The 24,074-nt window shown below is 67.4% G+C and carries 25 protein-coding genes; 7 read left to right on the forward strand and 18 right to left on the reverse strand.

Annotation, left to right across the window (positions count from 1 at the left end; all coding sequences use genetic code 11):
• Positions 1-12: 12 nt before the first annotated feature.
• On the forward strand, positions 13-1,338 hold the full coding sequence (locus tag OVA11_RS12290; RefSeq protein WP_268067655.1) for a PleD family two-component system response regulator: 1,326 nt from the start codon (positions 13-15) through the stop codon (positions 1,336-1,338).
• An 81-nt stretch (positions 1,339-1,419) separates the two neighbouring features.
• Complete coding sequence (locus OVA11_RS12295; protein ID WP_268067656.1) at positions 1,420-2,064, forward strand: DsbA family oxidoreductase; 645 nt, start codon at positions 1,420-1,422, stop codon at positions 2,062-2,064.
• Between the two features lie 31 nt (positions 2,065-2,095).
• On the opposite strand, the gene mfd is transcribed toward OVA11_RS12295, so the two are convergent.
• Genes mfd through OVA11_RS12310 form a run of 3 tightly spaced genes read right to left on the reverse strand, consistent with a single transcriptional unit; the run spans position 2,096 to position 6,616 of the window.
• Complete coding sequence (mfd, locus tag OVA11_RS12300; RefSeq protein ID WP_268067657.1) at positions 2,096-5,563, reverse strand: transcription-repair coupling factor; 3,468 nt, start codon at positions 5,561-5,563, stop codon at positions 2,096-2,098.
• Positions 5,564-5,567: 4 nt separating this feature from the next.
• Complete coding sequence (locus tag OVA11_RS12305; protein ID WP_268068965.1) at positions 5,568-5,861, reverse strand: FAD assembly factor SdhE; 294 nt, start codon at positions 5,859-5,861, stop codon at positions 5,568-5,570.
• A 23-nt stretch (positions 5,862-5,884) separates the two neighbouring features.
• On the reverse strand, positions 5,885-6,616 hold the full coding sequence (locus tag OVA11_RS12310; protein WP_268067658.1) for a class I SAM-dependent methyltransferase: 732 nt from the start codon (positions 6,614-6,616) through the stop codon (positions 5,885-5,887).
• A gap of 121 nt (positions 6,617-6,737) precedes the next feature.
• On the opposite strand from OVA11_RS12310, the gene OVA11_RS12315 reads away from it, so the two are divergent.
• Positions 6,738-8,282 carry a DEAD/DEAH box helicase gene (locus OVA11_RS12315; protein ID WP_268067659.1) on the forward strand — a complete coding sequence of 515 codons (1,545 nt, stop codon included), beginning with the start codon at positions 6,738-6,740 and terminating at the stop codon, positions 8,280-8,282.
• A gap of 73 nt (positions 8,283-8,355) precedes the next feature.
• On the opposite strand, the gene OVA11_RS12320 is transcribed toward OVA11_RS12315, so the two are convergent.
• Together OVA11_RS12320 and OVA11_RS12325 are read right to left on the reverse strand one after the other, a co-directional pair.
• Positions 8,356-9,507 (reverse strand): glycosyltransferase family 61 protein, encoded by a 1,152-nt coding sequence (locus tag OVA11_RS12320; protein WP_268067660.1) that lies wholly within the window; start codon positions 9,505-9,507, stop codon positions 8,356-8,358.
• Positions 9,508-9,540: 33 nt separating this feature from the next.
• Positions 9,541-10,998 (reverse strand): coniferyl aldehyde dehydrogenase, encoded by a 1,458-nt coding sequence (locus OVA11_RS12325; RefSeq protein WP_268067661.1) that lies wholly within the window; start codon positions 10,996-10,998, stop codon positions 9,541-9,543.
• A gap of 194 nt (positions 10,999-11,192) precedes the next feature.
• On the opposite strand from OVA11_RS12325, the gene OVA11_RS12330 reads away from it, so the two are divergent.
• Together OVA11_RS12330 and OVA11_RS12335 are read left to right on the forward strand one after the other, a co-directional pair.
• Positions 11,193-12,254: a GGDEF domain-containing protein gene (locus tag OVA11_RS12330; protein WP_268067662.1), complete on the forward strand. Its 1,062-nt coding sequence runs from the start codon at positions 11,193-11,195 to the stop codon at positions 12,252-12,254.
• A 136-nt stretch (positions 12,255-12,390) separates the two neighbouring features.
• Positions 12,391-13,194: an enoyl-CoA hydratase/isomerase gene (locus OVA11_RS12335; RefSeq protein ID WP_268067663.1), complete on the forward strand. Its 804-nt coding sequence runs from the start codon at positions 12,391-12,393 to the stop codon at positions 13,192-13,194.
• Here the strand turns inward: OVA11_RS12335 and OVA11_RS12340 are convergent.
• From OVA11_RS12340 to OVA11_RS12350, 3 genes are read right to left on the reverse strand one after another with little or no spacing between them, the layout of a single operon-like run.
• Positions 13,181-13,591 (reverse strand): ACT domain-containing protein, encoded by a 411-nt coding sequence (locus OVA11_RS12340; RefSeq protein WP_268067664.1) that lies wholly within the window; start codon positions 13,589-13,591, stop codon positions 13,181-13,183. The genes OVA11_RS12335 and OVA11_RS12340 overlap by 14 nt on opposite strands.
• Entirely contained in the window at positions 13,588-13,992 is a 405-nt protein-coding gene (locus OVA11_RS12345; RefSeq protein ID WP_010919719.1) for a DUF6165 family protein, read from the reverse strand. Before OVA11_RS12345 ends, OVA11_RS12340 begins: the two co-directional genes overlap by 4 nt.
• Entirely contained in the window at positions 13,993-14,964 is a 972-nt protein-coding gene (locus OVA11_RS12350; protein ID WP_268067665.1) for a glycosyltransferase family 9 protein, read from the reverse strand.
• 94 nt (positions 14,965-15,058) lie between these two features.
• Between OVA11_RS12350 and OVA11_RS12355 the strand changes: the two genes are divergently transcribed.
• Entirely contained in the window at positions 15,059-15,619 is a 561-nt protein-coding gene (locus tag OVA11_RS12355) for a TetR/AcrR family transcriptional regulator (RefSeq protein WP_268067666.1), read from the forward strand.
• On the forward strand, positions 15,616-16,434 hold the full coding sequence (locus OVA11_RS12360; protein WP_268067667.1) for a lysophospholipid acyltransferase family protein: 819 nt from the start codon (positions 15,616-15,618) through the stop codon (positions 16,432-16,434). The genes OVA11_RS12355 and OVA11_RS12360 overlap by 4 nt, the downstream gene beginning before the upstream one ends.
• Before the next feature lie 105 nt (positions 16,435-16,539).
• On the opposite strand, the gene OVA11_RS12365 is transcribed toward OVA11_RS12360, so the two are convergent.
• The 10 genes from OVA11_RS12365 to OVA11_RS12410 are packed head-to-tail and all read right to left on the reverse strand — an operon-like array spanning position 16,540 to position 23,971.
• Complete coding sequence (locus tag OVA11_RS12365; protein WP_268067668.1) at positions 16,540-16,740, reverse strand: hypothetical protein; 201 nt, start codon at positions 16,738-16,740, stop codon at positions 16,540-16,542.
• Entirely contained in the window at positions 16,740-17,132 is a 393-nt protein-coding gene (locus OVA11_RS12370) for a HesB/IscA family protein (protein WP_268067669.1), read from the reverse strand. The genes OVA11_RS12365 and OVA11_RS12370 overlap by 1 nt, the downstream gene beginning before the upstream one ends.
• Before the next feature lie 14 nt (positions 17,133-17,146).
• Entirely contained in the window at positions 17,147-17,503 is a 357-nt protein-coding gene (locus tag OVA11_RS12375) for an SUF system Fe-S cluster assembly protein (RefSeq protein WP_010919725.1), read from the reverse strand.
• A 7-nt stretch (positions 17,504-17,510) separates the two neighbouring features.
• Positions 17,511-18,737 (reverse strand): cysteine desulfurase, encoded by a 1,227-nt coding sequence (locus OVA11_RS12380; RefSeq protein WP_268067670.1) that lies wholly within the window; start codon positions 18,735-18,737, stop codon positions 17,511-17,513.
• Positions 18,737-19,765, reverse strand: coding sequence for a Fe-S cluster assembly protein SufD (gene sufD, locus OVA11_RS12385; protein WP_268067671.1), 1,029 nt, complete (start codon positions 19,763-19,765; stop codon positions 18,737-18,739). Before sufD ends, OVA11_RS12380 begins: the two co-directional genes overlap by 1 nt.
• A complete protein-coding gene (gene sufC, locus OVA11_RS12390) occupies positions 19,762-20,511 on the reverse strand; it encodes a Fe-S cluster assembly ATPase SufC (protein WP_268067672.1) in 750 nt (249 codons plus the stop codon). The genes sufD and sufC overlap by 4 nt, the downstream gene beginning before the upstream one ends.
• Complete coding sequence (locus tag OVA11_RS12395; RefSeq protein ID WP_268067673.1) at positions 20,504-20,893, reverse strand: hypothetical protein; 390 nt, start codon at positions 20,891-20,893, stop codon at positions 20,504-20,506. The genes sufC and OVA11_RS12395 overlap by 8 nt, the downstream gene beginning before the upstream one ends.
• The gene (gene sufB / locus OVA11_RS12400) at positions 20,890-22,359 is read right to left on the reverse strand and encodes a Fe-S cluster assembly protein SufB (protein WP_268067674.1); all 1,470 of its coding nucleotides are present in this window, start codon (positions 22,357-22,359) and stop codon (positions 20,890-20,892) included. The genes OVA11_RS12395 and sufB overlap by 4 nt, the downstream gene beginning before the upstream one ends.
• A complete protein-coding gene (locus OVA11_RS12405; RefSeq protein ID WP_268067675.1) occupies positions 22,359-23,498 on the reverse strand; it encodes a cysteine desulfurase family protein in 1,140 nt (379 codons plus the stop codon). Before OVA11_RS12405 ends, sufB begins: the two co-directional genes overlap by 1 nt.
• The gene (locus tag OVA11_RS12410; protein ID WP_268067676.1) at positions 23,495-23,971 is read right to left on the reverse strand and encodes an Rrf2 family transcriptional regulator; all 477 of its coding nucleotides are present in this window, start codon (positions 23,969-23,971) and stop codon (positions 23,495-23,497) included. The genes OVA11_RS12405 and OVA11_RS12410 overlap by 4 nt, the downstream gene beginning before the upstream one ends.
• Between the last annotated feature and the right edge of the window lie 103 nt (positions 23,972-24,074).

The following is a 24,074-nucleotide window of genomic DNA, read 5'->3' on the forward strand; positions in this document are numbered from 1 at the left end:
GCGGAGGTTGGTTTGGCGGTTGACGCCCGAATCCTGATCGTGGCGCGCGATGATGTTCGCGCCGGACCGCTGGCCGAAGGGCTGGACCGGCTGGGCTGGCGCACGATCACCGCGCGGGGCCCCTACGCCGCGCTCGCCGCCCTGGGCGATCTGCCGATCGAGGCCGTGATCGTCGACATGGCCAGCGCGGGCCCCGAGACCCAGACCCTGGCCCGCCGGCTGAAAGCTGCGGTGGCGCCCCGGCGGTTGCCCGTGATCGCCATCAGCGAACCGAACACCGATTTCCGCAGCCAGTCCTTCGATCTGACGCTGTCCCCGCCCCTGCACCCCTCGCAGGCCGCGCTGCGTCTGGAGTCGCTGGTGCGCACGGCCATCGCCGAGGAGGAGTTCGAGCTGCGTCTCGAGACCTTCGGCGAACGCGGTCGCCGCCTCGACCTGCCCGAGCCCTCGGACGCGCCCTATCGCATCCTGGCGGTCGGCGAGCCCGCCCCGCAGTTCCTGGCCCTGTCAAACGCCCTGCAAGCCAGCGGCGCGGAGGTCGTCGGCGCCTTCACGGCCTATACCGCCTTTGACTATCTGCACGAGCGGCCATTCGACTCGGTGGTGCTGTGGGCCGGCGACAGCCAGCAGGAAGCGCTGTCGATCGCCGCAGGCATGCGGCGCAACACCCGCCTCTTCCACATTCCGGCGCTGCTCTACCTGAAGGCCGAAAGCTATGTGACGATGTCGGAGGCGTTCCATCGGGGGGTGTCTGACGTCGCCTCGCCGGAAACGCCCGAAGGCGAGACGGCCATGCGGGTCATGGAGCTGGCGCGCAGCTTCCGTCGTGGCGAGTCCATTCGCGGCGCTCTGGAAAAGGCGCGCAGTTCGGGCCTGATGGACGCCGCCACGGGGCTGTTCACCCGTGATCTGTTCGCCGCCCATCTGGCGCGGCTGGCCAGCGCCGCCCGCGAACGGTCGCGCCCCCTGTCGATCTGCGTTCTGCGCGTCGCCGACAAGCCCGAGACCGTCTGGGCCCGCCAGAACGGCTGGCTGGACCGCGCCATTCCGCAAATCGGCTCGATGGTGGGACGCCTGGTGCGGGTCGAGGACACGCCGGCGCGGCTGGCGACCGAGGTTTTCGCCCTGGCCCTGCCCGCCACCAACCAGAACGCCGCCCGCGCCGCCGCCGAACGGATCGCCGCCGTCATCGGCTGCACCGCCTTCGACGCCGGAGAGGACCGCGCGCCGTTCGTCTGCGAATTCGATATCGGCGTGGCCGAGGTCCAGCCGGGTGAAGGCGCGGTGAAGGCGCTCGAACGGGCCGCCGCCGCCGCGCTCAAGCGCGAGGCGGGCTGACGCTTGCCGCTTGGGGCGCAAGGTCCTGCGCCTTATATGGAACGCGTCCTGTAGCGGACGATGTTTCCGAGGGAGTTCGCCATGAGCCAGCCGCAAGCCATGATCATCGACGTCGTGGCCGATGTCGTCTGCCCTTGGTGCTATCTGGGCTGGCGCCGCCTGAAATCCGCCATCGCCCTGCGTCCCGATCTGACGGCGCAGCTGATCTGGCGTCCCTACCAGCTGGATCCGACGCTCCCCGAGGAAGGAGTCGATCGCAAGGCCTATATGGCCCAGAAGTTCAAGGACCAGGATAAGCTCAAGGCCGTCCACACGGCGCTTGTCGAAGGCGGCGCCGAAGAAGGCATCGTCTTCAACTTCGAGGCTATCGACCTGTCGCCGAACACCAACGCCGCCCATCGCCTGATCCGTTGGGCCCTGACGGCCGGGGTGCAAGACCAGGTCGTCGAAGCGCTGTTCAAGGCCTATTTCGAGCAAGGCCTCGACATCGGTGACCCCGTCGTCCTGGGTGACATCGCCGAGGCGGCCGGGATGGAGCGTCTGGTGGTGCTGCAACTGCTCTCCGAAGGGGCCGACAAGGAGGCCGTGGCGCGCGAGCACGCCATGGCCGTCCAGGGCGGCGTGACCGGCGTGCCGTTCGCCATCTTCGCCGGCAAGGTCGCCGTCGTCGGCGCCGAGTCCCCCGAGCGCATCGCCCAGGCGATCGATCAGGCCCTGGCGGCTTAGACATCCTCCCACAAACCGGGGGAGAACTGGGTCACCCCTTCGCCAGCTTGGCCAGGACCGTCAGGATCTTCTCGGCCGCGTCGAGACGCTGGGCAGGCGTGTCCCATTCGCCCTTGATGACGACCTTCTGGTCTGGGCGCACCTTCCAGATCAGGCTGTTCTTGGCGACATGCTGCATCAGCCCCAGCGGGTTGGCGTAGTTGTCGCCTCGGAAGCTGGCCACCGCGCCCTTGGGACCGACGTCGATCTTGGCCACATTGGCCTCGCGACACAGGCCCTTGATGGCCACGACCTTCAGCAAGCTGTCGGTTTCGGGCGGCAGCGGGCCGAAGCGGTCGATCATCTCGGCGGCCAGGGCTTCGCGGTCGGCGGCCTGTTCGGCCTCGGACAGGCGACGATACAGCGACAGGCGCACATTGAGGTCCGGCACATAGTCGTCCGGGATCATCACGGCCGCGCCGGTGTTGATCTGCGGCGACCAACCCCGATCCTCCAGCAGGGCTTCCTGGCCCTGGCGCTGCCTGAGCTCAGCGACGGCGTCTTCCAACATCTGCTGGTAGAGCTCGACGCCGATCTCCTTGATGTGGCCGCTCTGCTCGTCGCCCAGGAGGTTGCCGCCGCCACGCTGGTCCAGGTCGTGGCTGGCCAGCTGGAAACCGGCCCCCAGGCTGTCCAGCGACTGCAGCACCTGCAGACGCTTCTCGGCCGACAGGGTCAGGGACTTCTCGACGGGCGTGGTCAGATAGGCGTAGGCCCTGGCCTTGGAACGGCCGACGCGCCCCCGGATCTGATAGAGCTGGGCGAGGCCGAACATGTCGGCGCGATGGACGATCAGGGTGTTGGCCGACGGGATGTCGAGCCCGCTTTCGACGATCGTGGTGGCCAGCAGCACGTCGTACTGGCCCTCGTAGAAGGCTGTCATCACGTCTTCCAATTGGGTGGCCGCCATCTGGCCGTGGCCGACGACGAACTTCACCTCGGGCACCTGGGTGCGGAGGAACTTTTCGATGTCCTCCAGGTCCTTGATGCGCGGCACGACATAGTAGGACTGACCGCCGCGATACTTCTCGCGCAGCAGAGCCTCGCGGAGGGTCACCGGGTCGAACGGGCTGATATAGGTGCGCACCGCCAGGCGATCGACCGGCGGGGTGGCGATGATCGACATCTCCCGGATGCCGCTCAGCGCCATCTGCAGGGTGCGCGGGATCGGCGTCGCCGTCAGGGTCAGCATGTGCACGTCGGCGCGAAGCTCTTTCAGCTTCTCCTTATGCTTGACCCCGAAGTGCTGCTCCTCATCGACGATGACGAGGCCCAGGTCCTTGAATGACACCTGCTTGGACAGGATGGCGTGGGTGCCGACCACGATCTCGAACTGACCGTTGGCCAGGCCCTCGCGGGTCTCGGCGGCCTCCTTGCCGGTGACCAGGCGCGACAGGCGCGTGACCTTGACCGGCCAGCCCTGGAAGCGGTCCTTGAAGGTCTTGTAGTGCTGACGCGCCAGCAGGGTCGTCGGGCAGACGACCGCGACCTGCTTGCCGCTCATCGCCACCACGAAGGCCGCGCGCAGCGCCACCTCGGTCTTGCCGAAACCCACGTCGCCGCAGATCAGGCGGTCCATCGGCTTGCCGGACGACAGGTCTTCCAGGACGTCGTGAATGGCGCTGAGCTGGTCGTCCGTCTCCTCGTAGGGGAAGCGGGCGCAGAACTCGTCGAACACGCCCGACGGCGGATCGGTCTCCTCGACGGTCTTGAGCTGGCGGGCGGCGGCGATCTGGATCAGGCCCTCGGCCATGACCCGCAGACGTTCCTTGGCCCTAGCCTTGCGGCCCTGCCAGGCCGCGCCGCCCAGCTTGTCCAGCTGCACGTTCTCGGCGTCGGCCGCGCCGTAGCGGGTCAAGAGGTCGATGTTCTCAACCGGCAGATAGAGCTTGGCCTCGCCGCCATACAGCAGGTCCAGGCAGTCGTGCGGCGCGCCCTGGACGTCGAGGGTCTTGAGGCCCTCATATCGGCCGATGCCGTGGTCGATATGGACGACCAGGTCGCCCGGCGTGAGGGCCGAGGCCTCGGCCAGGAAGTTGGCGGCGCGGCGCTTCTTGCGCGGGCGAGCCAGCCGATCGCCCAGAATGTCGGTCTCGGAAATGACCGCCAGGCTGTCGGTCTCGAAGCCGTGGTCCAGCGGCAGCACGACCCGCTGGGGGACCTTCGGGTCATTGGCCTTGGCCGCCTGCCAGTAGCCGGCATAGGGGATCTTCTTCAGGCCATGGTCGGCCAGCATGGTCCCCAGGCGCTCGGACGAGCCTTCCGACCACGAGGCGAACAGCACGCGCTTACCCTGGGCGGTCAGCGCCTTGGCGTGGTCGGCGGTCGCTTCGAAGAGATTGACGCTGTCCTGGGCGCGCTCAGCGGCGAACACCCGGCCAAGCTTGGCGCCCAGGTCGACGACGTCCAGGCCCTGCGGCTGGAACGGCGTGAAGCGGCGATGGGTGCGGTCGGAGAGCTCGCGCTCCCACTCCTCGGCGGTCAGGTAAAGCGCTTCAGGCGCCAGCGGACGATAGGCCGACTTGCGGTCGGCGCTGGCGCGCGCGTCATAGGCGTCCTGGATCATGGCCAGACGTTCGTCGCGGGCCTCAGTCGCCTGGTTGTCCACGCCGATGAGGGCGCCCGCAGGCAGATAGTCGAACAGGGTCGACATCCGCTCGTAGAACAGCGGTAGCCAGTGTTCGAGACCGGCGCGGCGGCCGCCCTCGCTGACGGCGGCGTAGAGCGGATCATCGCCCGGCGCGCCGAACTCGGCGACATAGCCCTTGCGGAACCGCGAAATCCCGTCGGCGTCCAGCAGCGCCTCGCTGACCGGCAGAAGATCGATCTCCTTCAGCTGCTTGGTCGAGCGCTGGGTCTCGGGATCGAAGGCGCGGATGCTCTCCAGCGTGTCGCCGAACAGATCAAGGCGCACCGGCTCCTCCGCGGCCGGCGGATAGACATCGATCACCCCGCCCCGGATCGCGAACTCGCCCCGCTCCGACACGGTGGAGGCTCGCGTATAGCCGTTGACCCCGAAATAGCGCTCAAGGTCCTTGATATCGACACTGGCGCCGACCTTGGCCGCGTAGGAGGCGCGCAGCAGCACCTCCTTGGTCGGCACGCGCTGCAGCAACGCCGGCGCGGCGATCACCAGGATGGCGGCCTTGCCGTCGCCAAGACCCCGCGCCAGGCGCGAAAGCGTGGCCATGCGGGTGGCGGACACGCCGGACGACGGACCGATCCGGTCATAGGGCAGGCAGTCCCATGACGGGAACAGCACCGTCTCGATCTCGGGCGCGAAGAATTTCAGCGCGTCGATGAAGGCGCCGGCCCGGGCGGTGTCGCGAGCGACGAAGGCTGTCAGGCCGCCGCGCGCGCGCGCGATGTCGGCCATGACCAGCGCGTCAAAGCCCTCCGGCGCGCCGGCCAGGGTCAGGCCACCGGCGGCCTTGGCGATCTGCTTGGCGTCGTAGCTCATGGCGTCAGGCGCCATCACCCGCCGGGCGCGACGCGTGCGCCTGGAACCGGAAGGTGCGGATCATCGCCATGACGTCCGTTTCGAATTCCGTCGGCGTCGGTTCCTGCCCCACGATCCAGGCGTAGATCTCGCGGTCCGACTGCTCGAGCAGGGTTTCGAGCGTATCGAACTGCTCGGGCGTCAGGCTCGGCCCATGGGTATCCGCAAACGGCCCCAGGATGAGGTCCGCTTCACGAAAGCCGCGGTGCCAGGCGCGGAAACGAAGACGTCGGAGGCGAGAGTCGTGGTCGATGGTCATGTGCGGGCGGATATAGAGCGGCGTCAGGGCTTGCGCCACTCCATGATCACGTACCATGGGGCACGTCGGTACCTGTCCGCACGCGACGGATCGCCGCCGGTGGGCGCGGGCTCGTCGAAGTGGGTCAGAAGCAGCCCTTGGGCGAGGAACCACTGCATGTAGTCCTTGAGCGGCCGGTGCCAGTTGATGATGCGGATGCCGCGCCATTCCTCCCACTTGGCGCGAACCTCCAGATAGCGGTCGATCGCGAAATATTTCGGGCGCCCCAGAAGATCCCGCTGCCAGCCGTCGTTGGCGCGCGCGGTGGAGAAACTCGTGAGGTTGGCGACCAGCAAAGTCCCACCGGGCTTGAGCACGCGGGTCATCTCGGCGATCGCGCGGTCCGCTGCTCCGATGTCGATCAGCGACAGGCACGACACCACCAGATCGAAACTCGCGTCGGCGAACGCCAGATCCTCGGCGCGGCCCTCGATATAGGTTCCGCCCGGGTCACGCGCCCGCGCCGCCTCCAGCAGTTCGACGGTCGGATCCCACCCGACCGGATCGAAGCCTTCGGCCCGCAGAATCCGGCAGAAGCGCCCTTCCCCGCAGCCGACATCCAGGGCTCGACCGCCGTTCAGTAGGCGCAGGCGTTCGGTCATCGGCGCATCGAGAACATAACGCCGACCATAGTCGCCCTGCTCGCCCATATCGGCGATCCAGGCCTTGGCGGAATTTTTCCACCCCCCGTCACTCATCTTTCGAATACTCCGCATCGCCCTCGCGACGATTGACTTTGCCGACTTTCCGCCTATTTATCCCCAACTTCGGAGCAGGTCTGGCGAATCCGCGCCGCCCGCTCGCCCAAGCACGGGCGGCTCCGCAGATCAGCGTGTAATGACTGAATTCACCGACCTAGGGCTATCGCCCACGACCCTGCAGGCGGTCGCCGACACCGGCTATACCACTGCGACCCCCATCCAGGCCCAGGCCATTCCCGTCGCCCTGGCGGGCCAGGACGTCCTCGGCATCGCCCAGACGGGCACCGGCAAGACCGCCGCCTTCACCCTCCCGCTGATCGACCGCTTGCAGTCGGGCCGCGCCAAGGCCCGTATGCCGCGCGCCCTGGTCATCGCCCCGACCCGCGAACTGGCCGACCAGGTGGCCGCCAGCTTCGAAAAGTACGCCAAGGGCACCAAGCTGTCCTGGGCCCTGCTGATCGGCGGCGTGTCGTTCGGCGACCAGGAAAAGAAGCTCGATCGCGGCGTCGACGTCCTGATCGCCACGCCGGGCCGCCTGCTCGACCACTTCGAGCGCGGCAAGCTCCTGATGACCGGCGTGCAGTTCCTGGTCGTCGACGAAGCCGACCGCATGCTGGACATGGGCTTCATTCCGGACATCGAGCGCATCTTCAAGATGACGCCGCCCAAGAAGCAGACCCTGTTCTTCTCGGCGACGATGCCGCCGGAAATCACGCGCCTCACCAAGCAGTTCCTGAACAATCCGGTCCGGATCGAGGTGGCCCGCCCGGCGACCACGAACGCCAACATCACCCAACGCCTGGTCAAGGTTCCCACCTCCGATCCCAAGGCCAAGCGCCTGGCGCTGCGGGCCCTGATCGAAAAGGCCGGCATCGAGACCGGTATCGTCTTCTGCAACCGCAAGACCGAGGTCGACATCGTCGCCAAGTCGCTGAAGGTGCATGGTTTCGACGCCGCGCCGATCCACGGCGACCTCGACCAGACCCAGCGCATGAAGACCCTGGCCGATTTCCGGTCCGGCGCGCTGAAGATCCTTGTGGCTTCGGACGTGGCCGCGCGCGGCCTCGACATCCCGGCCGTCAGCCACGTCTTCAACTACGACGTCCCGCACCATGCTGACGACTACGTCCACCGCATCGGCCGCACGGGTCGCGCGGGCCGCACGGGCGAGGCCTACATGCTGGTCACCCCGGCGGACGACAAGGGTTTCGACAAGGTCATCAAGCTGATCGGCTCGACGCCCGAGGAAGAAAAGCTGGATCTCGACTACTCGAACGCCGTGACGGTCAAGCGTGACGGTGATCGCGATCGCAAGCGCGGCGGCCGCGATCGCGGCGAACGCGGCGACCGTCCCGCGCGCGGCCGCAGTCGCGGTCGTAATCGCGGCGAAGAAACAGTCGAAGCGGCCGTCGAGGCCGTCGCCGAGGTCGTCGAGGCGCCTGCAGCGGCTGAAGAGCGTCCCGCGCGCGAACGCCGCCCGCGTCGCGAACGCGAGCCCAAGGCCGCCGCGCCCGCGCCGACCCCGGTCGAAACCGAGCGTCCGGCCCGCGCTGAGCGTCCCGAACGCCCGGTGCGCGGCGTTCAGCCCGTCCGTGACCGCGATGACGATGATCGCCGCGTCGTCGGCTTCGGCTCGGATGTACCCGCCTTCCTCGCCCGCCCGCCGCGCGGCCCGAAGTAGTCGGCAAGAACCAGTCCAAAATCGCGAAGGCGCCGGGCCATGGTCCGGCGCCTTTCGTTTGGCGCGCTGGCGCCTAAAGCGCCGCGTCGACAAAGTCCAGCAGGTCGTTCAGGTCCGGCCTGAAGGCGAACTTGAAGCCCCGCCTCAGTCGCGTCAGCAGCGGCGCCGCCCGGGCTGGACAAGGCGAAGCGCAGACATAGCCGCGCCATTCGACGCCCACCTGGCGACAGGCCGCCCTCACCCATTGGCTGGTGAAGTTCGTCGGCTGAATCTCGATCACTCGAGCGCCCCGGGGCACGAACACAGCGTTGGCCAGGGCCGCGCCGCTGGCGCCGACGATGATCTCGGCGTCGCGCATCAAGGCGACCTGTGCGCGGGCGCTGAGGGTTTCGGGGCGAACGATCTGGAACCCACGGGCGCGCAGAGCGCGTTCGAAAGCCGCCTCGCCCACCATCACCCGCATCGACTGGCCCCGCCGCGACAGATAGATCCGCCGCGCGCCGGCGCCGTGGGGCGCGTTCGCCGCGACCCGCTCGGCCAGGGTCGCCAGCAGGCCGTTGGGGTGGTGCAGGAAGTGATCCATGCTGGTGGCGAACACCGCGCGTCCAAGACGAACCGCCGGAGCGTCGACTTCCCGAAGCGTGATCCCAGGCGCCGCCATGGCGATCAGGTCGCGCTGCCAGTCCTTTAGGCGGGGCGCCAGAAGCGGCGTGTCCTGAAGCAGACCCGCCTGCTCCAGCGCCAGGATCGACGGCAGGGCGTCGATGACGAAATGTCCGTAGTTGAAGCCTGCGCCCCACGGCAGGAACACCGCGCCGCTCTCCACGAAAGGCGCGCGTTGGGGCGGAATCAGGCTGGCTCCGCCCGGGGCCAGGCCCGGGATCGCCGAAAGATCAGCCGAGCCATGCCGCGCCTCGCCGACGCTGGCGTTGTAAAGCGCGCCGTCCGTTCCAATCACTGCCCCGAAGCTCGGATACCACCAGCAAGGCCCGACGGCGCACACGGCCGGAACGTGCAACGGCGGCGGCGATGACAGCGTGAAGGGCCAGGCGGACGCGTCTGGACCGCCCAGAACGCCCGCCGGCGCGCCGCTGGAAGCATCAAGCTCCGCCGTCCAGGCCAAACCGCTTTCGGCTCGAGTGAAACACTTACGCAGAGCGTCTGCCGGCATCGACGGCAGGTCGCGCGCCTCCACGATCAGGCGCAGGGAAATCGGCGCGGTCATGCGGCCGCTTGGAGCATACCGCGCCGTGATTGGCTACTTCTTGATCTGCCCCGCCAGATACTTGCGGATCCCCTCGCCGTAGGGCGGGCGCAGACCCAGCATCGGCGCGATGTCCTTCTTCAGCTGCTGGAACACCGCCTTGCGGTGGCTGAACTCGCGGAAGCCGTCATAGCCGTGATAGGCACCCATGCCGGCCGGACCGATACCGCCGAACGGCAGATTCTCCTGGGCCACATGGAAGATCACGTCATTGACCGTGACGCCGCCGCTGGTGGTGCGCTCCAGCACCCGGTCCTTCTCGGCCTCGTCGGTCCCGAACCAATAGAGCGCCAATGGGCGGTCGTGGGCGTTCACATAGTCGACCGCCTCGTCGACGGTCTTGTAGCCCTTCACCGGCAGCACAGGACCGAAGATCTCTTCCTGCATCACCTTCATGTCGTCGGTGGGGTCGAGGATCAGGGTCGGCGGAATCTTGCGGTGCTCCTGCTGCGACAGGTCCTCGCCGGCCGGATTGATCTCGATAACCCGCGCGCCCTTGGCGCGAGCGTCGTCGACATAGCCCTTGACCCGGTCATAGTGGCGCTGGGCGACCACAGCCGTGTAGTCGGGATTGTCCTTGATCGTCGGGAAGTAACGGCTCACCGCCGCCTGGGCTTCCTTGACGAAGGTCTCGACATCTTCCTGCGGGGCCAGGACATAGTCGGGCGCCAGGCAGATCTGGCCGGCGTTGAGGGTCTTGCCGTTCATCACCCGAGCTGCGGCGGTCGCCATGTCGGCGCCGCGCGAGAGGATCACGGGGCTCTTGCCGCCCAACTCGAGAGTGACGGGAACAAGGTTTTCGGCGGCGGCGCGCATCACGTGCTTGGCTACCGAGGTCGCGCCGGTGAACACTAGGTGGTCGAAGGCCAGGCCCGAGAACGCCTGCCCGACCTCCGGCCCACCGACGAAGACGGCGACTTCTTCCTCGTTGAACGCCTTGGCGAACATGGCCTTCAGCAGTTCCGACGTCGCGGGCGTGAACTCGGACGGCTTGATCATCGCGCGGTTGCCGGCGGCGAACACGCCCGCCAGCGGTGCAAACGTCAGGTTGACCGGGAAGTTCCAGGGGCTGATCACACCGACCACGCCCTTGGGCTGCCAATGCACCGTCGCCTTTGCCCCGAACAGGCCCAGGATCGCCGGCGTCGTCTTGTGCTTCTCCGGCTTCATCCACTTGGTCAGATGCTCGCGGGCGTGCTTCAGCGGACCGATCGAGCCGGCCACGTCCGTCAGCGACGTCGCCTCGGGCGATCGGGAGCCGAAGTCTTGATTCACCGCCTTGGCGATCTCGGCCTGGTGCCCGACCAGCAGGTCAATGCACCGGTTCAGCCATTGGATTCGCTTCTCAGCGCTGGGCGGACCGTCCCGAAGATGGGCGGCCTTCTGGCGCTGCAACACGTCGTTCATCACCGCCTTGTGCGCGTCGGAAGACAAATTAACCGGTGCGTTCATGGACTGGTTGCTCCTCCCAAGGTCCGGCCGATCGGCGCGGAACTCATCTTATCAATGATCACCATGCGGGAGGCGACGCTAAGACGCAAGTGAACGTCGTTCGTTCTTAACGCCTCGTAAGAACTCTGCGGCTTAAGCTGCGAACCCAAGCGATCGGCATTGCCGCAAGGGCAACGTCATCGAGGGAAGAGAACATGTCGGACGTCGAAACCACGCTGCGCGGTCCAGAGGCCTACAAGATCGCCTCGCGCGCTCTGGAGCTAATGGAACGACATCAGGTCTGGCCGACCGCGCTGAACTTCGAGCTCTGGACGCACTATGTGGCCGACCCGAATGGCGCGCTGGCGCGTGAGCTGACCCGACTGATCTCGCTGGGCGAGCCGATGACCGAACTGGTCAGCGAAGAGCTTGCCGCGACCTTCCTGCCCAAGGCGCGTCTGAACGAACAGATCCGCGATGCGGGCGACATTCTCTCCAAGGAACTGGAGGCGGTTTCCAAGGCGATCCAGAACGCCCAGAAGTCCAACGCCGCCTTCGGAAAGGAACTGGCCGGCGCGAGCAAGAGCCTGGACACCCAGACCGACGTCGCCGCCATCAAGGCGGTGGTCGGCAGCATCGCCGAAGCCACCCGCCGGGTGCACAAGGAAAACCAGTCGCTCGAGGCGCGTCTCGCCGACTCCACCGCCGAAGTCGAACGCCTGCGCGAACACCTGGAGCAGGTGCGACGTGACGCAACGACCGACGGCCTGACCAATCTAGCCAACCGCAAGGCCTTCGACGAGGAACTGGACCGCGCCTGCACCGAGGCCGAGGAAGGTGGCACGACCATCTGTCTGGCGGTGCTCGATATCGACCACTTCAAGGGCTTCAACGACACCTGGGGCCACCAGACGGGCGACCAGGTCATCCGCTATGTCGCTTCGGTCATCGGCCGTGTCGCCGCCCCGCCCCGCTTCGCCGCCCGCTACGGCGGTGAAGAGTTCGCCATGATTTTCCCGCGCGAAGCCGCCTCGGTGGTGGCGACCACGCTGGAGGAAATCCGCGTCGAGGTGTCGTCGCGCATGCTCAAGCGCCGCTCGACCAACGAGGACCTCGGCGCAATCACGGTGTCCTCGGGTTTCGCCGAGCGTAAGCCGGGCGAGTCGGGCCACTCGGTGATGGAGCGGGCGGACGCTGCGCTCTACGCCTCCAAGCGTGGTGGCCGCAATCGCGTGACGGCCGCGGAGTCCATGCCCGGCGCCGCCTACGCCGCCTGACCTTTTTCAGCAGAAGGCCTACCTTTGCGCCGCCGGTCCCTGATCGGCGGCGTTTCTGTTTCTGAAGATTTCGCTAGCCTTCCCAAGGGGCAAAGGCGCCTAGACTCGCCCCTAACGAACACAGGGAGGCTCCGCCGTGGACTATCAGAAGATCCGTGTCTCGACGCAGGATGGCGTCGCCACCGTCACCCTCGCCGATCCGACCACGCTGAACGCGGCCAGCCCGGAGGTCGCGCGCGAACTGCATCATGCCTTCTCGTCGATCGCCGCCGGCAAGATCGAGGCGCGCGCCGTGATCCTGACCGGTGAAGGTCGCGGCTTTTGCTCGGGCGCCAACCTGTCGGGCGGCGGCGCGGCCGGTCGCGAGGCGGACGTCGACGGCAAGCCCGACGCCGGCTCGGCGCTGGAAACTGTCTACAATCCGCTGATGACCCTGCTGCGCGACTTTCCTCTGCCGATCGTCACGGCCGTGAACGGTCCGGCCGCCGGCATCGGCTGCTCGATCGCGGTGATGGGCGACCTGATCGTCGCCGCCGAGAGCGCCTATTTCCTTCAGGCGTTCCGCCGCATCGGCCTGGTGCCGGACGGCGGCTCGACCTATCTGCTGCCGCGCCTGATCGGCAAGGCGCGGGCCATGGAGATGATGCTGCTGGGCGACAAGATCCCGGCCGCCACGGCCCTCCAGTGGGGCCTGGTGAACCGCTGCGTGCCTGATGCCGAGCTGATGACCACGGCCCACGCCCTGGCGCTGGAACTGGCCAAGGGGCCGGCCGCGCTGGGCGTCATTCGCAGGCTGGTCTGGGACAGCCTCGACACCGACTGGACCGGCCAGTTGCACGCCGAGCGCAAGGCCCAGAAGATCGCCGGCAAGACCGAGGACTTCATCGAAGGCGTCACCGCCTTCCTTCAGAAGCGCGCGGCGGTGTTCAAGGGGCGCTAGCGGCTTTCGCCTGTAGCGTCACGAGGATCGCCACCGCCTCCTTCGCCCGTTCGACAGGCACAAAGACATGGTCGTGGTGTAGCGCCGCGACCATGTTGCAGGCGATCCCGGCCTCGGCGAGCGCACCGGATACGGCGGCGGTCAGGCCCACGCCATCGAGGGCCGAATAGACGTTCAGGGTGATCAGGGCCACGGGCGCCTCGACGGGAAACCCCGCCGCCTCCGCCGCGCTGCGCTCGAGGATCAGGCTGACGCCTTCCGCCTCGAGGAACATCGCCAGCGGCTGCAGAAGCGTCCAATCCCGGTCGCCCGCGGCGCAGAATACGTACTGGCCGGACTTCAGCTCCGGCGTCATGCTCGCGAGCATTTCCCCAGCATCGCGAACGACTTGCGTCACTTTTCTGGGGTTCCGAGATAGGGCTTGTAGCTCTTTTCCTCGACGATCTCCGATCCGGCGGCTTCGTTGATGGCGCGCTTGATGGCGGCGCGCTTGTCGTTGTCGATATAGACGCGGCGGGCCAGGGCCACGAAGTCCGGCCCGAAATCCTGGCGACGCTCGCAGTCGCGCTTGCCGTCCTCGATGTCCCAGAGCGCGGCGTTGACGATGGTCAGCTCTTCGGTGAGCCGGGCGATCTCGGCGTTTTCCGGCAGGTGCTCGCGGGCCGTCGTCTCCAGCAGCGCCAACTCCTTGCGGACATTGGCCTCCTTGGCCGGATCGCCGATGCGCTGAGCCTTGACGCGCAGGATGGTGATCTTGTCGACCAGTTCGCCCGCCGAGATCGGCGCAAGGATGGACATTCAGGACGCTCCGGAAACCAGCTTATCGAGGGTAGCCCAAGCCGCGTCGACCGGCAGGGCGCCCATATCGCTTCCGTAGTCCTCCGCGACCAGCATCTCAAGCCGCTGGGCGGCGGGACGGAACTTCACCGCCTTGCGGCGGTCCTGCTGCAGCGACAGCAAGGGCGCGCCGCCGGCCGCCAGCATGTGGCCAGGCCCGGCGTCATTGGCGACCCCGGCGGCCATGCGTCCGGCCAGGGCGATGACCAGCAGCGGGCCCCTCACCGGCAGACCGTCTGTGCGGTTGCGCTCGGGCTGCAGCGCCTGCGGAACCTCGCGGGCGGCGATCGCCGCGTCGTCGGCCTCGTCCGGGCCAAACAGGAAGACCGGCGTCCAGCCCTTGGCGAGTACGCGGCGCGCCAGTTCCAGGTAGTTCGCCAGCGGCCAGCGCTTGTCCTGTCCGCCGGCGCCAGGCGCGAGGCCGACATAGGTCGGCCCGGTCGGCAACAGAAGCTCCGCAGCCTTCAGCGCGTCGGGATGGGTCAGGGCCAGGGGCCTTGGCGCGCCCTGCCCGTCCGTCGCCAGAGCCAGCAGTCGCGCCAGACGGTCGGTCACCGCCACCGGCCAGTCCCGGCCTCTCGCCTCACGCGCGGCCGAGACGAAACGCCAGGCGGTGGCGCGACGGGCGACGCCGCTGCGGCGCAGGTTCTCCTGGGTGTCGATCACGAGATCGAACCTGCGCCCGCCGAACGGCCTGGACCACGGCAGGCTGTCCAGCGGCGCAGCGCCGTTGGCGCCCTCCAGGATCACCTCGTCGATGTAGTCCGCCACGACGGCCTTCAGCGGCCCCGTATAGACGGTCTCGCCCTTGGCGGCGCACCAGCTGATCCGCGCGCCGGGAAACGCCGCGCGCAGGCCGGCGATGAAGGGCAGCTTGATGAGCCCATCGCCGATCACCTCGGCCATCGAATACACAAGAACCGTCTGGACCATGGCCGTGTGTCGCCGCCTCGTCGATCACGGTCAATCACGGAAATGTAAGTGAGCGCTCACTTGTATTTTCGATCCCGCCTGCGATGTTCGTCTCATGAGCGCGAAACCCCGCATCGAGCGCGCGGCGCTGGAGGCCTTCGTCACCGAGGGCGTCGACGCCACGACCACCAAGACCATCGCCGCCCGGGCCGGCGTGTCCGAAGGCGCGATCTATCGCCACTGGAAGAGCAAGGACGCGCTGGCGCTGGGCCTGTTCATGGACTGCCACCGCCGCCTCTCGGCCCTGATCGCCGACGAGGCCGCCGCCGCCAGCGGCATCAAGGCCAAGGCCGCGGCGCTGGTGAAGGCCTATTGCGCGGTGGCCGACGAGGACTGGCTGCTGTTCTCGTTCCACCTGCTGCAACTGCACCATTTCCTACCCTACTACCAGGAAGACGGCCGCGATCCGGTCACCCTGGTCGAGGACCTGATCAAGCGCGCGATGATCAACGCCGAGCTGCCGCCGGGCGACCCGCGCGTGCTGGCCGCCATGGCCATCGGCGTGATCACCCAGACCGCCCAGAACAAGGCCTATGGCCGCCTGGGCGACGACGCCCTCTCCGCCCACGCCCCGCTGATGACTGCGGCCGTCCAGGCCGTGCTGTTCGCGCGATGAAAGGACACCCTTCAATGCGCAGCGTTTTGTTCAACGCCTACTATTGGGTTCTGTCGATCTTCTACGGCCTGTCGGCGGCCTTCGCCGCCCTGGCGCCGGGCCGGGAGGCCGTGACCTTCACCCTGCGGCTCTACAGCCGCCGGATGCTGTGGGCGCTGGACACCCTGGCCGGCGTCAAGGTGCAGGTGAAGGGCCAGGAGAACCTGCCCTCAGGGCCCTGCATCATCGCCGCCAAGCACCACAGCTGGGGCGACGGCTTTGTCATGTTCGCCCATGTCGACAACCTCAGCTTCGTCACCGGCGACCACCTGGAGAAGTTCCCGCTGGTCGGCGCGATCCTGAAAAAGTTCGGCGCCATCGTCGTCGACAGCTGCGGCGGTCCTGAAGCGCGTGAGGCGCTGTCCAAGAGCGCCGCCCAGGTCGCGGCTGAGGGCCGGCGGATCCTGATCTATCCCGAAGGCCACCTGGCCGCGCCGGGCGAGCATTTCCGCTACCGCACGGGCGTCTACTACATGAGCAAGGACTTCGGCCTGCCGGTGGTGCCGGTGGCCACGAACCTGGGCTGCTTCTGGAAGCAGCAGGACAAGGCGAAGACACCGGGTGTGGCGACCATTGAGTTCCTACCCGCCCTGCCCCAGGGCCTGGAGAAGGACGACTTCATGCGGCTGATGCAGACGACGATCGAGGGGCGCACCAACGAACTGATCGCGCAAGCGCGCGGCGAGCCGGTGAAGCCGTCGGTGCTGGTGGAGTGGGATGGCAAGAAGAACGTGGCGGCGACAGCTCAGCCGGCCACCGCGTCCCTTCTCCCATAGGGAGAAGGTGGTCCGAAGGACCGGATGAGGGGTCCGGGCCTAACCGGGCTGATCAGTAGCCCCTCACCCTACCCTCTCCCTCTGGGAGAGGGTTCACTGAGGCCGTCAAACCTCGACAGGACACTCCGCCGGCACGCTGGCGAACGTCCCCTCGGCGCGTCGCTTGGCGAAATGGGTCTGGGCGCAGCCGCTGGAGCACAGCAGGCCGGTGTCCGACCAGTAAAGCGGCGCCTCGTCCTCATGCTTGAAGCGCGGCGAACCCCACGGCAGGCCGCATTCAACGCAAGACGGTGTGCGAGCCAGCATCAGTCCAGCGCTTCTGCGGCCGGCTGGATCGTCACGCTCTCACCGCAGCCGCAGGCGTCGGTTTCGTTGGGATTGTGGAATACGAACTTCGAAGACAGCTTGGTGACTTCGTAGTCAATCTCGGTCCCGACCAGGAACAGCACGGCCTTGGGTTCGATCAGGATGGTGACGCCCTTGTCCTCGACGACTTCGTCGATCGGGCCCTTCTCCTTGGCGTACTCGAAGACGTACTCCTGGCCCGCGCAGCCGCCGTTCTTCACCCCGACCCGCAAGCCCGCATAGGGCTGATCGGCCTTGTCCATGATCTCTTTCACGCGGGCGGCGGCAGCCTCGGTCAGGGTGACGACCTTGGGGCGCGGACGGCGAGGACGGGCGACGATCGTGGCTTCCATGGCGTTTGAACCGATCAGAACATGTTCAGTTGCAGCTTGGCCTCGTCGCTCATGCGCGAGGCGTCCCACGGCGGGTCGAAGGTCAGCTCGACCGTGCAAGACTTCAGTCCCGGGATCTCCATGACCGCATCCTTGACCCAGCCCGGCATCTCGCCGGCCACCGGGCAGCCCGGCGCGGTCAGGGTCATGTCGATGGCGACGTCCTTGGAGTCGCTGACATCGACCTTGTAGATCAGGCCCAGCTCATAGATGTCGACCGGGATTTCCGGGTCATAGACGGTCTTCAGCTTTTCGATCAGCTGATCCGTCAGCCGGTTCAGCTCGTCCTGGGTCAGAGCCGTAACGGTTTCCTGGGAGGCGGCGTCGGTCATCGGGAGCTCAACTGAAGAAACTGCGGGCCTTGGCCAGCGCGTCGACGAACGCGTCGGCCTCGGCCTCGGTGTTATATAGGGCGAAGGAGGCGCGCGCGCTCGATGTGACGCCGAAGCGGCGCATCAGAGGCTCGGCGCAATGGGTCCCGGCGCGCACGGCCACGCCGTAGCGGTCCAGCACCTGGGCGATGTCGTGGGCGTGGGCGCCCTCGACCGTAAAGGACAGCACCGCGCCCTTGCCGGGCGCCTCGCCCAGGATCCGCACGCCATTGACGCCGCGCAGCCGCTCGGCGACCCGTTCATAAAGGGCGTGCTCGTGCGCGAAGACAGCGTCGCGGTCGAGACCGTTCAGCCATTCGATCGCTGCGCCCAGGCCGACGGCCTCCAGGATCGCCGGCGTGCCGGCTTCGAAGCGATGCGGCGGGTCGGCGTAGGTGATCTTGTCCAGCGCCACCGAAGCGATCATCTCGCCACCGCCCTGGTACGGCGGCAGGGCCGCCAGGCGCTCGGCCTTGCCATAGAGCACGCCGATCCCGGTCGGGCCGTACAGCTTGTGGCCGGAGAAGACGTAGAAATCGACGTCCAGCGCCTTCACGTCCACCTTGGTGTGAACCACGCCCTGGCAGCCGTCGAGCAACACCGGCGCGCCGGCCGCATGGGCCAGGCGGACGATCTCGGGCACATCGTTGACCGTGCCCAGCACGTTCGACATGTGGGTGACCGCGACCATCTTGGTCTTCTCAGACAGCAGGCCCTTATAGGCCTCCATGTCCAGGCGTCCGTCATCCAGCACCGGGATGAACTTCAGGACGACACCCTTACGCTCGCGCAGGAAGTGCCACGGCACGATGTTGGCGTGGTGCTCCATTTCCGAGAGCACGATCTCGTCGCCGGCGTTCAGCGACAGGCCGAACGAGCTGGCGACCAGGTTCACCGCCTCGGTCGCGCTCTTGGTCCAGACGACTTCGTCGCGCTCGGCGTTGATGAAGCGGGCGACAGTTTCCCGCGCCTTTTCATAGGCTTCGGTCGTTTCGTTGGCGAGCGTGTGCAGGCCACGATGGACGTTGGCGTAGGAGGTCCGGGCCAGACTCATCATCGCGTCCAGCACCGCATCCGGCTTCTGGGCGCTGGCGGCGCTGTCGAGATAAATCAAGGGCTTGCCGTGGAATTCTCGCGCCAAGATGGGGAACTGGGCGCGGATCGCGGCGGCATCGTAAGGAGCGTCAAAAGCCATCAGGCCTCGCTCCCCAGCTTGCGGGCGACCCAGGCGGCGGCGACTTCGCGTGCGCCCTCGTGTTCGATCCGCTCGATCACCTCGCCGACGAAGGCCACGGTCAGCATGGCCTTGGCTTCCGCCTCGGGGATGCCGCGCTGCTTGGCGTAGAACAGCACCTCGTCGTCCAGCGCGCCGATCGTGTTGCCGTGGGCGCAGGAGACGTCATCGGCGAAGATCAAGAGCTCGGGCTTGGCGTCGATCTCGGCCTTGTCCGACAGGATCAGGGCGTGGTGGCCCATGCGCGCATCGGTCTGGTCGGCGCCCTTCTCGACGACGATCCGGCCCTGGAAGACGCCGCGCGCCTGGTCGGTGACCATGCCCTTGGTCAGCTGGCTGGTGACGCCGTCGAGGCCGCCGTGGGTGACGACGCTGGTCAGGTCGGCGTGGCGCTGGGCGTCCAGCAGATAGGCTCCGTCGAGGCGGACCTCGGCATGGGCGCCCGGATGGCGGACGCGGGTCTCGATCCGCTGGCGACGCGCGCCGGAGGTCAGGACGGTCTGGGCGAACTTGGCGCCGGGGGCGAGCGTGACCTCGGCGGTGACGACATTGACCGCCTCGGCCTCATCCTCGACCAGCACGATCCGCTCCAGCGACGCGCCCTCGCCCACGGCGATGTCGAGCGCGATGTCGGAGACGTAAGCCCCCGCGCGGCCTTCATGGCTTTCCAGCAGCACCAAGCTTTCGCCTGGCTTGACGACGAGGGCGTGGCTGGCGCCCTGCGAAGTTTTGTCGGCCAGGGCGACGAAGCGAAGGGCCACGACGCCGGAAGCAGCGTCGGACTGGGCTGTGCGGCGGCCGTTGACGAACACGGTCTCGGCGTCGGCCAGGCCCGCGAACGGGCCGGCCGGGACCTCGCCGTCATGCGGCGGCGCGGCCGGCGGCAGGACCTTCAGCAGACCCCGCAGGTCGGTCCAGCGCCAGTCCTCGTCGCGCCGCGACGGCAGCGCCGAGAGGTCGCCGGTCTTGAGGGCGGTCGAAAGGGTCAAGCCGCCGCCCCCACGATGCGGTCATAGCCTTCGGCTTCCAGCTGCAGGGCCAGTTCCGGACCGCCCGAGGCGACGATGCGGCCGGCGGCCAGCACGTGGACCTTGTCGGGTTTGATGTGGTCCAGCAGGCGCTGGTAGTGGGTGATGACCAGCATCCCACGCTCGGGCGAGCGCAGGGCGTTGACGCCTTCGGAGACGATCTTCAGGGCGTCGATGTCGAGGCCACTATCCGTCTCGTCGAGGATGAGGAACTTCGGCGAAAGCATGGACATCTGGAAGATTTCCATCCGCTTCTTCTCGCCGCCCGAGAAGCCGACGTTCAGACCGCGCTTGAGCATCTCGAAGTCGATCTTCAGCGCCGCGGCCTTCTCCTTGGCCAGCTTCAGGAAGGCCGGGGCCGCGACCTCGTCCTCGCCCCGCGCGCGGCGCTGGGCGTTGAGGGCGGTGCGGATGAAGGTCAGGGCCGGAACGCCCGGAATTTCCAGCGGATATTGGAACGACAGGAACAGGCCCTTGGCCGCCCGCTCGTTGGGTTCCAGGGCCAGCAGATCCTCGCCGTTGAGCGTCGCCGCCCCTTCGGTGACCTCATAGCCGTCGCGGCCGGTCAGCACGTAGGACAGGGTCGACTTGCCGGCGCCGTTCGGCCCCATGATCGCGTGGACCTCGCCGGCCGGCACGTCCAGCGTGACGCCCTTCAGGATCGGCTTGTCCTCGACGCGGGCGTGAAGGTTATGGATCTTAAGCATTGGTCTCGTTGAGTTTTCTGTACTCGGCGTCGTGCCCCGCGAAGGTTCCGGCGACGGCGATCTGGCCTTGGATGGCGGCGTTTAGCAGCGAAAGATCCTCAGACGGGATCCAGTACTCCTCGTGTCCGGGCGTGCCGGACACCTTGTTTTCGTAGGCGTCGAGGAACGTCTTCGACACGGCGAATTGAACGACATATCCGCGGCGATAGGTCGTGTGCGCCGCGTTCCAGTCCCGCGCCAGCTGGGCCGCGAAGGCTTCGCTGGTGACCGGCCGGAAGATGGGCTGCTCGATGTCATGCGGCGGAAAGGCTCTCCAGTCCGACGCCTTGATCGCTTGCAGCTCCTCCAGGCCGACGGGCTGGTAGAGGGTGACGTTGGTCATCCCACGCTGCCCTCCAGGCTGATCGCCACGAGCTTCTGGGCCTCGACGGCGAATTCCATGGGCAGTTGCTGCAGCACGTCCTTGACGAAGCCGTTGACCAGCAGGGCAACGGCCTCCTCTTGGTTCAGGCCGCGCTGCTGGCAGTAGAATAGCTGGTCGTCCGACAACCGCGTGGTGGTGGCCTCGTGCTCGAACACCGACTGGCCATTGCGGGCCTCGATATAGGGCACGGTGTGGGCCGCGCAGTCCTTGCCGATCAGCAGGCTGTCGCACTGGGTGAAGTTGCGTGCGCCCTTGGCCTTGGGGTGGGCCGAGACCAGGCCCCGATAGGTCGAGGTCGACTTGCCGGCGCTGATGCCCTTGGCGACGATCCGGGAGCGGGTGTTGGCGCCCAGGTGGATCATCTTGGTGCCGGTGTCGGCCTGCTGGTGGCCGTTGGTCACGGCGATCGAATAGAACTCGCCGGAGCTCCCCTCGCCGCGCAGCACGCAGGATGGATACTTCCAGGTGATGGCCGAGCCGGTCTCGACCTGGGTCCAGCTGACCTTCGAGCGGTCGCCGCGGCAGTCGGCGCGCTTGGTCACGAAGTTGTAGATGCCGCCCTTGCCGGTCTCGGGATCGCCCGGGTACCAGTTCTGGACGGTCGAGTACTTGATCTCGGCGTCGTCCAGCAGGACGAGCTCGACCACGGCCGCGTGCAGCTGGTTCTCGTCGCGCATCGGGGCTGTGCAGCCTTCCAGATACGAGACGTAGGCGCCCTTGTCGGCGATGATCAGGGTGCGCTCGAACTGGCCGGAGTCCTTGGCGTTGATCCGGAAATAGGTCGACAGCTCCATCGGGCAACGCACGCCCGGCGGGACGTAGACGAAACTGCCGTCCGAGAAGACCGCGCTGTTGAGGCAAGCGAAATAGTTGTCCGAGGTCGGCACCACGCTGCCCAGGTATTGGCGGACCAAGTCCGGGTGCTCGCGGACCGCCTCGCTCATCGAGCAGAAGATGACGCCGGCCTGGGCCAGCTCCTTCTTGAAGGTCGTCACCACGCTGACGCTGTCGAACACGGCGTCGACCGCATAGCGCGGCGCGCCTTCAACGCCGGCCAGAACCGCCTGCTCTTTCAAGGGGATGCCCAGCTTTTCGTAGACGGCCAGCAGCTCCGGATCGACCTCGTCCAGGCTCTTGGGGCCTTCCTTGGTCTTGGGCGCGGCGTAGTAGTAGGTGTCCTGGTAGTCGATCGGCGGATAGCTGACCTTGGCCCAGTCGGGCTCGTCCATCGCCAGCCAGCGGCGATAGGCCTCAAGACGCCATTCCAGCATCCATTCCGGCTCGTCCTTCTTGGCCGAGATGAAGCGCACGATGTCCTCGGAGAGGCCCTTGGGGGCGAACTCCTGATCGATGTCGGTGGTAAAGCCGTGCTCGTACTTCTCGAGCGCAGCGACGGTTTCGACAGTCTCTTTGACCGCGGCCATTAAGCCACCTCCCGGCGTCGTGCGCCGATACGCTTCCAGGCGGCGAGCCAGGCGTCGCCGCACTTGATCCAATCGTCTTCCGTGCTCGCCCAGCCGCCGCTGATACGCAGTGCGAACGGAGCGAGATCGGCGCGGCCCATGGCTTCCACCACGCGGCTGGCCTTGACCTTGCCCGACGAGCAGGCGCTGCCGGCGCTGACCATGACGCCGGCCAGATCCATGGTCATGACCTGAACCTCGGAGCCGAAGCCCTCGCCTGCAAAGCACAACGTCTGAGGAAGGCGATCAGCGCCCTCGCCCAGCACGACCGCGCCTTCGGCCTTCAGCCGCTGCGCTAAGGCGTCGCGCCATTGGGCCTGTTCGGCCATAGAGGCAAGGGTCTCGCGCCCCACCTTGGCGGCGGCGCCGAAGGCGGCAATGCCGGCGACGTTCTCGGTGCCGGCCCGACGGCCGCGCTCCTGACCGCCGCCGTGCAGCCGGCGGGTGACGCTCGCGCGGGTCCCGGCGACCAGCGCGCCGACGCCCTGCGGTCCGCCCAGCTTGTGCGCCGAAAGGGCCATGGTGTCAGCGCCGAGACCGGAGAAGTCGATCGCGATCTTGCCGGCGGCTTGGACGGCGTCGACATGCAACCAGCCGTCGTGGGCGCGGACCAGCGCGGACGCCTTATCCACAGGCTGGATGACGCCGGTCTCGTTGTTGGCCAGCATCAGGCAGACCAGGGTCTTGCCAGGCTTTTCAAGCGCTTGCGCCAGCCAGCCGAGATCGGCGACGCCGTTGTTATCCACAGGCAGGATCTCGACCGGCAGGCCAGAGGCCTTCGCCGTCTCAGTCACTGCGTCGTGCTCGATGGCGGAGATGATGATGCGCTCGACGCCGGCCGCCTTGGCGCTTTCGATGGCCAGCGCATTGGCTTCGGTGCCGCCGCTGACGAAGGTGATGGAACCGGCCGGCACGCCGACCAGGGCCCCGACCTCGGCGCGGGCGCGCTCGACCAGGTCGCGAGCGGCGCGGCCGGCGGCATGAACCGACGAGGGGTTGGCCGGACTCTCGAGCGCGCGCAGCAGCGCCTCACGCGCCTGCGGCCGCAACGGGGCCGTGGCGTTGTAGTCGAGATAGACCGATGTGCGGGGAATGCTCACTCGGCCGCGATCTCCATCGGACGGGCCAGCAAGCTTCCTTGGGGACGAAGCTCGCCAGCCAGCACGTCGGCGACCGAGACGCTGGCCAGATAGCCGTGGATCTGGCGGCCCATCTCTTCCCAGAGATTATGCGTCATGCAGCGCTCGCCGCCGGCCATGCAGCCCTTGGCCTGACCCTTGGTGAAGTTGCAGCGGGTGGCGCGCAGCGGTTCGTCGACCGCCAGCACGATGTCGGCGATGAAGGTCTCGGTCGCGGCCTTGGCCAGGCGATAGCCGCCGCCGGGGCCCCGGGCGCTGATCACCAGGCCTTTTCGGCGCAAGCGCGCGAAGAGCTGTTCAAGATAGGAGAGCGAGATCTGCTGGCGCGCGGCGATCTCGGCCAGGGCCACGGCGCGGCCCTCGCTCTCGTCCTGGCGCTTGGCCAGGTCGGTCATCGCCATCACGGCGTATCGGCCCTTGGTGCTCAGGCGCATCAGCCTTACCCCTTGCAGATTCCGCGCGCATCGGCTTTTGCGTGTGCTACAAGCCGCGACTTCGCGCGCGGAGCATCTGTCCGCGTTGCGGCTGCGATTTAGG

The sequence above is a fragment of the Caulobacter sp. SL161 genome (genome assembly GCF_026672375.1).
In the GTDB taxonomy this organism is placed as follows: domain Bacteria; phylum Pseudomonadota; class Alphaproteobacteria; order Caulobacterales; family Caulobacteraceae; genus Caulobacter.